Origin of the sequence: Klebsiella sp. 4_1_44FAA (assembly GCF_000238715.1) — a bacterium.
GTDB lineage: Bacteria > Pseudomonadota > Gammaproteobacteria > Enterobacterales > Enterobacteriaceae > Klebsiella > Klebsiella pneumoniae.
Genome location: NZ_JH414798.1, coordinates 720,089 through 731,915 on the forward strand (window position 1 = coordinate 720,089; position 11,827 = coordinate 731,915).

The window sequence follows — 11,827 nt, forward strand, 5'->3', positions numbered from 1 at the left end:
GGGGGCGGCCACGTCGCCGCCGCCCCCTGTACCCCCGGGCTCCGGCCAGCAAAATCGCCGCTACGCGGTCCCTTCGACTTATCCCTGCAGGCTTCGGGTCGGGCCGAGGCAGCGTCCGTGCAAAACACGGCCCTCAGCCCGCATCCATGCGGGCTGCCCCGGCCTTCCGGGAACGTCTCAGCGATTTTGAGGCCGCAACACCGGCAGTTTCAGCAACAATGGTGAATAAATTAACGACAAGTCGCACGGACCGTAGGCCGGGTAAGTCGCAGCCGCCACCCGGCCAAAAGCGGCTCCGCACCCGCTGCCCTTGCCCGGCGGCGCTACGCTTGCGCGGGCCTACGAAGGGCGCGAATTGAGCGCCAAATCACCGGGCCGGGTAAGGCGTAGCTGTCACCAGGCAGAATAACGGCACAACAGCGTAGCCCGGATTAGGCGCCATGCGCCGCCATCCGGGATTTTCTCTGCTGGCGCTGTCATGCCGCTGACGCGGCTTTCAGAAGCATCTCGATGTTGTAAATGCACGAATGCTATTCCAGAATTTCATGTCTGCTGTGTGCCAGGAGCGGACGTTGCCGCCTCACTCAAATTTGATGGGTATGCTTTAGAATTTTTATGATAGATGTAAATGGTTCGCAGAATAAAACGTACAAGGAAAAGGTATGAAGATCAGACTTGCTGTGCCTGTGGAGGCAGAAGAATGCTGGAACATTCGAAATCAGGCTATACGTTACGGATGTAAGAGTAGTTATGATGATGCGGTTATTGCAGCCTGGACACCGGAAAAAATGCCTGAGAGCTACAGGAACGCCATTGTAGTGAATCCTTTTTTCGTTGTTGCTGCCCCTGATGGCAGACTGTTAGCTACAGGCTATCTTGATCTATCTACAGGAAGTATTGAGGCTGTATTTACGCTACCTCAATATACAGGTAAAGGTTTAGGTAGTCAGATTATTGAAGCCATCAAAAGTGAAGCTCGTGGACGTGGTTTTGAGCAATTGACTTTGTCCTCAACACCTAATGCCCAGACTTTTTATGAGAAACATGGTTTCAAACTTATGCAGGAAAGCATGTATCCCTCTGCCTTGGCGCAGGTTGAACTGCGCTGCATGGAAATGTCTATAAATCTCCTGGGATAGTGGTTCGCTGTCTAATCGCAATGATCAATATGCCCAGTTACCACTGCAGGTAGATCTTAAAAGCTTCAAAATTAACGTCCGCTCTTTGCACCGCCCGGACCTTGCTGAGCATGAATTTCTTCTGTGCTCAAGTGTGGAAGTGGCTAACAACATTCTGTATGAATCGCAATGTGGAGTGTGCCAAAGGAGCCAAGCTGGCAATCAGGCAGAGCATGAGATTACGCTAGGGACTAAGTTAATCAATCCTGCCATCGCAACACTAGATTAGCGTCAAGAAACGCTTTAGATTGCCGACATATACATTTAGCGTTATTCCTGAAAATAAACAAAATGGATTGAGCCGAATGAAAAAACTTTCACTTCTTGTTCCACTGGTGTTTACTGCGCCGGTACAGGCTTCTTAAGTCACGGTAGGTCAGATTTGCAAGGCGGCTTCTGCTGCGATGTTTGGCCGTGACCATAAGATCATGCAACTGGATAAAGTGGAATCAGGTATTGCCTACGTACATTATATCCGACAGAACGATGGCACCCGTTGGGCAATAAAGTGTAAACTTATAGGTGATCAGGTTATGTGGGCATCTGATAACCCTGACAGCACCGGTCGCTGGCGGGATGATCCTGCGGACAGTACAGTCAAATATTCTATTGATAGGTAAAAAAATAATTATTACCGAGCTCTATACTGACGGTTCCAGTACCACGAACTCTTATCCCTTGATGCAGCTAAAATGACTTTGACCTGCTCTCCGTTGATTACGACACCTCAATGTTAGTAACGTAGTTGTGGGCGTGGCAAACTTCCGCTCCTCGCTCATGGCGGACCTTTGGCTCATCTGGTTTGTCCGCTCAATGCCAGGAGCAGGAAGACCTGGCATCACTATGTAACACTCAACGCGGCGCGAGCCAGTCAGTCAGCTAGCGATTTTTTGTAGGCCGGGTAAGGCGCAGCCGCCACCCGGCAAAAATACGCCACAAGAGCGGCACAACAGCGTAGCCGGGATAAGGCGTCACGCACAGCTATCCGGGATCCTCCCTGCTGGCGCTATGTTCAGCCGCTTCCGGGTTAAGTTCCCCGGTGTCGCAGAAATGACTGAAGAATCTCCCCCTTAGCATCAGCAGCAAGCTGCCGCTAAGCCCGCGGAGAACACCCTCTTAACGTCGCAACCGCGGTAGATCCCGAACACAGAAGTCAAAAAGGATTAGCTGAACGTCTTCAGCGCGGGACGCGAATAAATGCTAATCACTTGAGGGTGTTAGCTCGGTCATGTTCCCCGACGAACCGGATAGCGCTGCTGGCAGCTGGCAAAAGAATCGTTGATATACTCGCTCAGCTCCCACTAGTCCTGATAGCGAAACGACCCCGGGAATGGATGTGGTACGAAGCGCCTGGTAAGTAGGTCAAAGGGATTGCAGCTGAAGACGCGGTATTCACTGATCATTTCATCTGGCAGCCTGTCACTCGCACCGTTGGTAACGTGAAGATTCATGGTTAATTTTGGAATTCGGACGATTTATGCAAGCTATCAGACTATTCACCCTGATTCTGCCATTGTTCCTGGCACTCTGCGCCGGTATACCGGCCAGCGCCAGCACACCTTCAGGCAGCATTTCCTCTGCAAAGACAGCAATTACCACTCATGATAATAACGGAAACCTCCTGCCGAATGCTCTGCGGATTCAGTATGATGTTGATTCAGATGGTAGAGTTCAGAATGTTAAGATACTGGAATCGACAACGACTCCGGAGTTTGAACATAAAATCATCGAGAAAATGATGAGTAAATGGCGCTTTGAAAAGGGGAAACCGGGAATAGCTAAAAGAGTAGTCGTCATGATCCAACCCAAATCAGCCAGCGGTCCCGCGAATAAGCAGTAAGCACTTTTGAGGATTAGTTGCCTGACGCATCATCTACGCCGGTAAAGTCCCTTGGGTGCCATGAGCAGACCTTTTAAAGGCTCATAGAAAAAACAAGCGGAGTGTTCGCCTGTTAATTTTACATCCTGGCTTTAATTATGGATTATGGAATTCTATATGTTCTGAAAAGGATTTATCCATGAGTGTCCTCTTTCCACCCAGGCTGGCTCCAGGAGATGTTATTGGTGTAACCGCTCCCTCTTCTGGCGTACCTGAACATCTGCATCCCAGACTGGAACTCGCCATAAAAAACCTAAAGAAAAGAGGTTACCAGGTCCGCGAAGGACGCTGCTTACGCTTGCAGCACAAAAATAAAAGCGCCACTAAATTTTCCCGCGTTGAAGAATTAATGTCTTATCTTACTGACCCAGATATAAAAGCTGTTATGCCACCTTGGGGCGGTGATCTGGCGATGGAATTGCTTGATTTGATTGATTTTGATCTGTTGTCCCGGTCTAAACCAAAATGGTTTGTGGGCTTTTCAGATCTGAGTACACTTCATTTCCCACTGACGATGATATCGGGCTGGGCTACTTTGCATGGGCCAAACCTCATGGATCTTGGCGCTCAAAAGTTAGATGCCACCACTCAGGCCGTATGGGAAATTCTGGAATCGAATCGGGGAACTGTAATCAAACAGTACTCTTCAACAGCATTTCAAGCGGATGAAAATCAATGGGGAACAGCGTCAGACGGAGGTTTCAATCTGACCCAAAAAACACAGTGGAAACGCCTTGATGGTGTTACATCTTCTCTGACATTTAGCGGGAAACTGATCGGCGGCTGCCTCGAAATAATATCCAGGTTAGCAGGTACACCATTCGGGAATGTGCCCTTGTTCAAGGCGAGCAATAGCCCTCAAGGAATAATCCTCTATTTTGAAAATGTGGAAATGGCTCCCTGTGAATTAACACGCGCATTATTTAGCTTACGATTACAGGGTTGGTTTGATAACTTAAATGGTGTTCTTATCGGCAGAAGTGCTGCACCCGACGTAAGCGACCCGACTAAACATAATTATCTGGATGCCCTTAAAGCCGCTTTTGAGAATATTGCCGTGCCCGTACTGTATGATGTTGATATTGGCCACATACCTCCTCAAATATCCCTGGTCAATGGAGCCGATGCGACGGTATTTTTCGCTGAAAATGGTAGCTGGGTAACTCAGCAGTTGTAGATAAGGCATTATTAATAATAAAGGCGGGCCTTGCTGTTCTTTTGCACTGAAGATCCGCTCTTCGTTCAGAGCGGATCTTCAGTGCAGTTAACTTTTCCGATTCGTGCAAGGCGCGGACAATGGTCCGGATTAATTTCTGTTAATAAAGAAGCAAGTCGGTCCATATACTCTCCATAATTTGCAAAAAATAAAATCAACAAACCTCTGTCAGAATTTCCTTTCTGAACCGGAGGCGTTATGAACAAAATAAACTATCAAATCAAATACATTGAATATTTGTTAAGAAAATGCAGAACAATTTTGACTAATGACATTTCATTTCATGCAGACAGGTTAAGAGAAATATCTGGCACATATCCGGATTTACTCAACCCTGTAACGCTTAATGAGAAAATTTGCCATCGCATTTTATTTATCCACAACCCATTTTATACATTGCTTGCTGATAAACTTCTGGTCAGGCAGTATGTTGAGAAACGGACTAATTTAATTAAGCTTATTCCTTTAGTAGGTGTTTATAATAGAGTTGATGATATTGATTTCGACAAACTTCCCTCAAAATTTGTTTTGAAATGCAATCATGATAGTGGTAGCGCGGTCATATGCACGGATAAAACGAATATTGATCCCGCTAAGGTTAAAAGCAAATTAAAACTATCTCTTAAAAAGAACATGTATTATACGACCCGAGAATGGCAGTATAAAAACATACCACCCGTGATCCTATGCGAAATGTATCTGGATCTATTTTCCAGTAAACACCGGAATATAACTCCGGAAATGATAAGAATACATTGCTTTCACGGTGTGGCATGTTTTATCGAGGCCGACTTTACTGACAGCGATGGAAACGAATTCATTAACGTTTATGACAGAGCGTGGAATTTACAACCCTTTCAGATGGAATACCCAAACACGCCATTGCCGGTTGATGAACCAGAATCATTTCATAAATCCGTTATTGCCGCCCAGGACTTAGCAAAAGAAATAGACTACTGCCGCGTCGATCTTATGCTAAAAGGAGATGATATCTATTTCAGCGAAATAACATTAAGCCCCAAAAGAGGCAAACTTAAAATCACCCCATCAATTTGGGACGCAAAACTCGGCAGTATGTGGGATCTGTCTCTTGCTAAAACAGGTTCGATCGAGCCTGTGTATTCATGCCCTTAAACAGGCCATGAGAGTTTGAAAAGTGAGCCATTTTCTGGTGTTAAACTATAGCTAACGTCTCCACCGTGGGCGCACATAATGGCTTTAACTACCGACAACCCTAAACCACAGCCCTCTGGATTAATATTTTTGGCGTATTCTCCTCGCTGAAAAGGCTGGAATAAGGACTTCTGGAGTTCTTCAGGAATTCCAGGTCCTTGGTCCTGAACGATAATAAAATTATCGTTTCCTGTAATACCATTCTTTATTAACAGCGTTTGTGATGTGGAGTATTTTAAGGCATTGTCAAAAAGAACGGTGAGGCACTGAATAATGCGTAAGGGATCGCAAACGCAATACTGCTGGTTAATCTCAGTGACAATTTTGAAATGCTTTTTATCAAAGTCCGGCCAAAAGGTATCAAGCGCATTTGAAATCGTGGCCTTGAGATCGACTTCACTCAGCATCAAGGAGTACCCTGCGCCTCCTGAAGAACTCACGACGCGGAGATCTTCAATTAAGTTGGTCAGACCTTCAGTTTGTTTAAGAAGGTTTCTGAATAACGACGGTTCTGGTTCGAAAACGCCGTCAACCAGTCCCTGAAGCCTCCCACGTAAGATAGTCACCGGCGTCCGGAGTTCATGAGCAATTGCAGCATTCCATAAATTTCGCTGCGCATCCAGCGTCTGTAACTTTTCAGCCATCTCATTAAAGTCATTGACGAGCCTATTCATCTCTCCCAACTTAGAACTGCTGTTAAATGCTCTGGCACTAAGGTTTCCCTGAGAGATTTGTTTCAGGCTGTATGCAACGTCATTCAGTGGGTTGAATATTCTTGCAGACAGCTTTACGGTAAAGAAAAGTGCAACGACCAGACTGGTAATGGACGCCATCAGAACCCACATCCAGTCAAGGAATGTCATAGCATCTTCACTACCTTCGTTCATTCCACCCGGCAGGTAATAAATCAGGAAACTATAAAATAAGTAGGAACCGAGTATTGCAATGGCAATAATTACAAACGTTAACAACAACATATATGTCAAAATCTGACGGCTCAGAATCGTTTCTTTGTTCATTTTTTGTCACCCAACCGGTAGCCTAATCCTCGGATGCTTTCCGGAACGCCCTTCAATCCGGCATGTTCAAGCTTTTTCCGAAGTTTACTCATATGACTGTCTACAGTACGATCCAGCGAGTCTCCCTCAGGTAAACACGCATCGAGTAACTCTTCACGTGAACAGACTTTTCTCGGGTTTCTCGCCAAATAGGTTAAAAGCTTAAACTCAGTGGTGGTTAATACTGGCGTGGAAACCTCACCTTGTGCAGTGATTTCAACGTAAAACTCATCAGGATAAATCGTTAAAAAAGGCGTTCTTAAAGGCCGTGAATGTGTAGACTCTGCAACCGGTCTGGTTCTGCGAAGCACAGCTTCAACCCGGGCAATAACCTCAGATGGATTGAAGGGTTTTATCACATAGTCGTCAGCCCCGAGCCGTAGCCCCATCAGTTTATCAACGTCTTGATCCAGTGCTGTCACCATGATGACCGGTACATTCGTTTCCTTTCTTAACGTGGTGAGAACATTCCAGCCATCGTACACGGGCAGGTGGATGTCCAATAGCAGGAGATCAGGCTTGTTCAGACGGGTAAGATTGATTGCCTGCTCACCGTCTTCGGCTCTTAAGGTTTTCATACCTGCCTTACGTAAATAGCCTGTCAGTATGGCAGCGATGTCATCATCGTCTTCTGCGACGATAATCAGATTGTTGTTGTTCATATTTTCTTCCACAGTGCTGATGACAACATGCATTTTACCCTGAAAGCACTTTTATCGTCATGCTTAAAGCTCTTTAACTCAATTACAAACATTAATTTTCAATTTGATGTCTTTTGACAGGTACTTTTTGGAAAAGTTCATCAAGAAATTTTCTTAAAATTTTACCAGACTCACTCTCCATATTCACTACACATTTTATAAATAATTAATCAACATCGCTAAGTGATAATCTACAACCAGGTTAAGTGGTGCATGCAATATGTACTTTGTCTAAGGAGTTTTATGGTGCTGACTAAATGTTTTTTCCGGCGCGAGAATTTGATGGCCTCACTTTTATTTTGCATCGTTTCATATGGGTTGCTATCTACCTGGCTTTACCTTGTGCATTCAATTAATGAAAAAGTAGAATCAACATTACCCTCATCTTTACTGATTCGTGTTTTGATAATCATTACAGCATTATCATTTATTATTCAGAAAAAACCTGGAGTTTTTAAAAACTTCATTGCAATAACATTCGGTCTGGTTTTACTGTTTATACACACCATCATTGTATTACATCTGCTTTTGAATACTTTTCCAGATATCTATGATTTTGTTTTTTATTATGAATTTTTTTTAATGGTTTTCTTTTGCGGACTACCTTTATGTTTATGTATAAGAATGGTTTGATATTATGCAATGTCAATATGATACATAACCTCAGGAGTGAGTACACATATCCTCCATAAAACATCCATTCACGATTGACATCATCACGTTACACTTAGCACATGGATTTATGACTGCTCTGTTCTGCTGTCTCGTTTCACTTAGCTGACATAATAAACCAACTGCAGAACCCTTTACACACAGATGTTTAATATAATTTATCATGATTTATAAAGGCAACGACAAACCTATGGCCCCCGGGGTTGCTATCTCACTTAAGAGACTTGCCTGGCGGCACAGAAAGAAATTGTGCATTACTTTCATGCTGGTTATTGCTGAAAACGTTGCATTCCTGCTCTACCCCGTTCTGGCGGGCATGGCGATAAATGCCATCCTGGGCGGACAGACGTCACATGCGGCTCTTTATGGCCTGATGGTTCTGTTCATGTGGTGCATGGGAGCCGCCAGACGTAGTGTCGATACGCGAACGTTTGCACGTATCTACGCAAGTCTTGCTGTGACTGTAGTATTATCCCAGCGAAAATATTCACTTAATCACTCGACTATTGCTGCGAGAGTCACTCTATCACGTGAATTTGTAGATTTCTTCGAGTTGCACCTTCCCGTATTGATCACCTCGATCATTTCCCTTTTCGGCGCAGCAATTATGCTGTTATGGATTGAATTCTGGACAGGTATAGCCTGTTTGATCATCGTGGCAATACTGATGTGTTTTGTCTCAAGCTATGCCAGCAAAAATGAGACATTCTACAGACGGCTGAATAATCGCCTTGAGAAAGAGGTCGATTATGTTAATAAGGCGTCTTTTGGTGCTCTTAAGCGACATTATGACACACTTGCTCGTCTGCGCGTGGTGTTATCCGACAGAGAGGCATGGGGATATTTATCAATAGGCCTTCTGGTTTCTGCTCTCTTTTCCATGACCATTATCAGGATGAGCATGGAATCCGGAATTAATGCCGGACATATTTATTCCGTCATGACCTATATGTGGATGTTTGCAACAAGCCTTGATGACGCACCACAACTTCTTGAGAAATTTTCCCAGCTCAGGGATATCGGTAAACGGGTTTCGACTGACGATGAGACCTCTTTATCAGGAAAACCATGCTGAACTTTTACCCTTTGTATGTTGACTGGAAGTACACCTGATGCCGCACTTTTTCATTGAGCGCCCCATCTTCGCATGGGTTATTGCCCTGTTTATTGTTCTGACGGGACTGTTGTCCATACCTCGTTTACCGGTTGCGCAATACCCTGAAGTTGCGCCACCCGGTATTATCATTTCAGTGAGTTACCCTGGAGCTAGCCCGGAAGTGATGAACACATCCGTCGTGTCTCTGATCGAGCGTGAAATTTCGAGTGTTGACAATTTACTCTATTTTGAATCTTCCAGTGACACGACAGGGATGGCGTCAATTACGGTAACTTTCAAACCCGGCACCGACATCAAACTCGCCCAGATGGATCTGCAAAACCAAATTAAAATTGTGGAATCCCGCCTGCCGCAGTCGGTAAGACAGAATGGGATAAATGTTGAGGCAGCTAATTCCGGTTTTTTAATGATGGTGGGGTTAAAATCGCCAAGCGGAGCCTATCAGGAAGCTGACTTAAGCGATTATTTTGCAAGGAATGTTACTGATGAACTCCGTCGCGTACCTGGTGTAGGTAAAGTCCAGCTTTTTGGCGGAGAAAAGGCACTCCGCATATGGCTGGACCCGATGAAATTACACAGCTATGGGCTCTCTGTTACGGATGTATTAAGCGCCATCAGTCAACAAAACGTGATTGTTTCACCGGGCAGAACCGGAGATGAACCCGCGACGAGCAGTCAAGAGGTGACCTATCCAATAACGGTAAAAGGGCAGCTCTCTTCGGTTGAAGAATTTCGCAATATCACGATTAAATCACAGGTCTCAGCCGCCCGGGTGACACTGGCAGACGTTGCCCGCGTGGAATCCGGGTTGCAAAGTTACGCATTTTGGCATCCGTGAAAATGGCGTGCCTGCAACGGCTGCCGCCATTCAGTTGTCTCCTGGCGCAAATGCGATTAGTACTGCGTCGGGTATCCGCGCGCGGTTAACAGAACTGTCCGGTGTGCTTCCCGAGGGAATGACATTCACCGTGCCTTTCGATACGGCTCCATTTGTAAAGCTATCGATATTGAAGGTAGTTGAGACATTTGTTGAAGCCATGGTTCTGGTCTTTTTCGTGATGCTGCTTTTCCTTCACAAGATACGCTGTACGCTTATTCCTGCGATTGTGGCACCCGTGGCGCTGCTCGGCACATTTACCGTAATGCTATTAAGCGGTTATTCCATCAATATTTTAACCATGTTTGGAATGATACTGGCCATCGGGATTATTGTTGACGATGCTATTGTTGTGGTGGAGAACGTCGAACGACTGATGGAAGACAAAAAAATGTCTCCACAGGATGCAACGCGAGAAGCGATGCGTGAAATTACGCCGGCAATCATTGGTATTACGCTGGTGCTCACTGCGGTGTTTATACCAATGGCCTTTGCCAGCGGTTCTGTGGGTATTATTTATCGACAGTTCAGCATTTCGATGGCGATATCCATTTTACTGTCGGCATTCCTGGCGCTGACGTTAACGCCTGCGCTTTGTGCAACCCTGCTCAAACCACATGGTATTCATCAGGGTAAAAGCGGCGTATTTTCAGCGTGGTTTAACGCTCACTTTCATCGCCTGACTTCGTTTTACGCCACTGGTCTGGGATTTGTACTGAAGCGTACTGGCCGTATGATGATGATCTACGCTGCATTATGTTTGGCATTGTTTGCCGGGCTGTCCACCTTACCATCATCATTTTTACCCGATGAAGATCAGGGTTATTTTATGTCCTCAATCCAGCTTCCTTCTGATGCCACGATGCAGCGGACGCTTAAGGTCGTCGATACATTTGAAGAGGAGATCGCCCATCGGCAGGCGGTAGAAAGTAACATTATGATTCTGGGATTTGGTTTTTCAGGGTCAGGCCAAAATTCGGCCATGGCATTCACCACCCTCAAGGACTGGAGACAACGCAAAGGAACCACGGCACAGGAAGAAGCTGACCATATTCGGTCCCAAATGGCAAACGTGCCGGACGCCGTAACAATGAGTCTGCTGCCTCCGGCTATTTCTGATATGGGAACCTCATCCGGGTTCACTTATTATTTACAGGACAGAGGGGGGAAAGGCTATCAGGCACTCAAAAAGGCGGCCGATGAGCTTATTGTACAGGCAAATCATAATCCTCACCTTGCCGATGTCTATATTGATGGACTTGGTGAGGGAACAAGCCTTTCCCTGCATGTCGACAGGGAAAAAGCGGAAGCCATGGGGGTTTCGTTTGATGAAATAAATCAAACCATTTCCGTTGCAGCAGGTTCCAATTATGTTAATGACTATACCAATAATGGTCGGGTTCAGCAGGTAATCGTCCAGGCGGATGCGCCATACCGGATGCAGCCTGAACAACTTTTGGCTTTGTCTGTTAAAAACCGTCTGGGGCAGATGCTTCCATTATCCACTTTTGTGACGCTTTCGTGGAATGTTGCACCGCAGCAACTGATACGCTATCAGGGATATCCTGCCATACGCATTGATCCTCTCCTCGTAATATGGACACGCGCCTAAGCGAGATTCTGATTTTCAAATTGTTCCGGGCTGAGGCCGCCACAGGCACTGTGACGACGCCAGCGATTGTAATCGCACTCAATGTAATTAAATACCATCGTACGCATATCATCGCGACTGATTAGACGCTCACCGTGGATGCACTCTACCTTCAGCGTGTGGAAAAAGCTTTCCGCGCAGGCATTGTCATAGCAGCAGCCTTTTGCACTCATGCTGCCCCGAAGGTCGTGCTGCTTCAACAGGGCCTGATAATCTGCTGAGCAGTACTGACCACCCCGGTCGCTGTGGGCTATAACCCCTTTTGGCCGCTTACGCCGCCACAGCGCCATTTGCAGGGCATCGCA

At 45.9% G+C, this 11,827-nt stretch carries 9 protein-coding genes and 2 pseudogenes; 8 read left to right on the forward strand and 3 right to left on the reverse strand.

Annotated elements, in window-relative coordinates; all coding sequences use genetic code 11:
• The first annotated feature begins 662 nt into the window (after positions 1–662).
• From HMPREF1024_RS22205 to HMPREF1024_RS22190, 5 genes and pseudogenes are all read left to right on the forward strand, one after another.
• Complete coding sequence (locus HMPREF1024_RS22205; protein ID WP_009307660.1) at positions 663–1,139, forward strand: GNAT family N-acetyltransferase; 477 nt, start codon at positions 663–665, stop codon at positions 1,137–1,139.
• A 419-nt stretch (positions 1,140–1,558) separates the two neighbouring features.
• A pseudogene (locus tag HMPREF1024_RS31640) lies at positions 1,559–1,874 on the forward strand (hypothetical protein).
• A 781-nt stretch (positions 1,875–2,655) separates the two neighbouring features.
• Positions 2,656–3,018, forward strand: coding sequence for a TonB family protein (locus tag HMPREF1024_RS22200; RefSeq protein ID WP_009307661.1), 363 nt, complete (start codon positions 2,656–2,658; stop codon positions 3,016–3,018).
• Positions 3,019–3,196: 178 nt separating this feature from the next.
• The gene (locus tag HMPREF1024_RS22195; RefSeq protein WP_009307662.1) at positions 3,197–4,234 is read left to right on the forward strand and encodes a S66 peptidase family protein; all 1,038 of its coding nucleotides are present in this window, start codon (positions 3,197–3,199) and stop codon (positions 4,232–4,234) included.
• A 237-nt stretch (positions 4,235–4,471) separates the two neighbouring features.
• Complete coding sequence (locus HMPREF1024_RS22190) at positions 4,472–5,407, forward strand: ATP-grasp fold amidoligase family protein (protein ID WP_004148636.1); 936 nt, start codon at positions 4,472–4,474, stop codon at positions 5,405–5,407.
• Here the strand turns inward: HMPREF1024_RS22190 and ccrB are convergent.
• Together ccrB and HMPREF1024_RS22180 are read right to left on the reverse strand one after the other, a co-directional pair.
• Positions 5,404–6,465 carry a HAMP domain-containing histidine kinase CrrB gene (ccrB, locus tag HMPREF1024_RS22185; RefSeq protein ID WP_009307663.1) on the reverse strand — a complete coding sequence of 354 codons (1,062 nt, stop codon included), beginning with the start codon at positions 6,463–6,465 and terminating at the stop codon, positions 5,404–5,406. The two genes, HMPREF1024_RS22190 and ccrB, sit on opposite strands and share 4 nt — an antisense overlap.
• Positions 6,462–7,166, reverse strand: a complete 705-nt coding sequence (locus HMPREF1024_RS22180) for a response regulator (protein WP_021312473.1) — start codon at positions 7,164–7,166, stop codon at positions 6,462–6,464. Before HMPREF1024_RS22180 ends, ccrB begins: the two co-directional genes overlap by 4 nt.
• 282 nt (positions 7,167–7,448) lie before the next feature.
• On the opposite strand from HMPREF1024_RS22180, the gene HMPREF1024_RS0125625 reads away from it, so the two are divergent.
• From HMPREF1024_RS0125625 to kexD, 3 genes and pseudogenes are all read left to right on the forward strand, one after another.
• Positions 7,449–7,838, forward strand: coding sequence for a transporter (locus tag HMPREF1024_RS0125625; RefSeq protein ID WP_004184323.1), 390 nt, complete (start codon positions 7,449–7,451; stop codon positions 7,836–7,838).
• A gap of 229 nt (positions 7,839–8,067) precedes the next feature.
• Complete coding sequence (locus HMPREF1024_RS22175) at positions 8,068–8,952, forward strand: ABC transporter six-transmembrane domain-containing protein (protein WP_004151176.1); 885 nt, start codon at positions 8,068–8,070, stop codon at positions 8,950–8,952.
• 37 nt (positions 8,953–8,989) lie between these two features.
• A pseudogene (kexD, locus tag HMPREF1024_RS0125630) lies at positions 8,990–11,450 on the forward strand (multidrug efflux RND transporter permease subunit KexD); the annotation flags it as partial.
• A 29-nt stretch (positions 11,451–11,479) separates the two neighbouring features.
• Here the strand turns inward: kexD and HMPREF1024_RS22170 are convergent.
• Positions 11,480–11,827: IS3 family transposase (locus HMPREF1024_RS22170; protein ID WP_009307667.1), on the reverse strand; the 348-nt coding region annotated here is incomplete at its 5' end.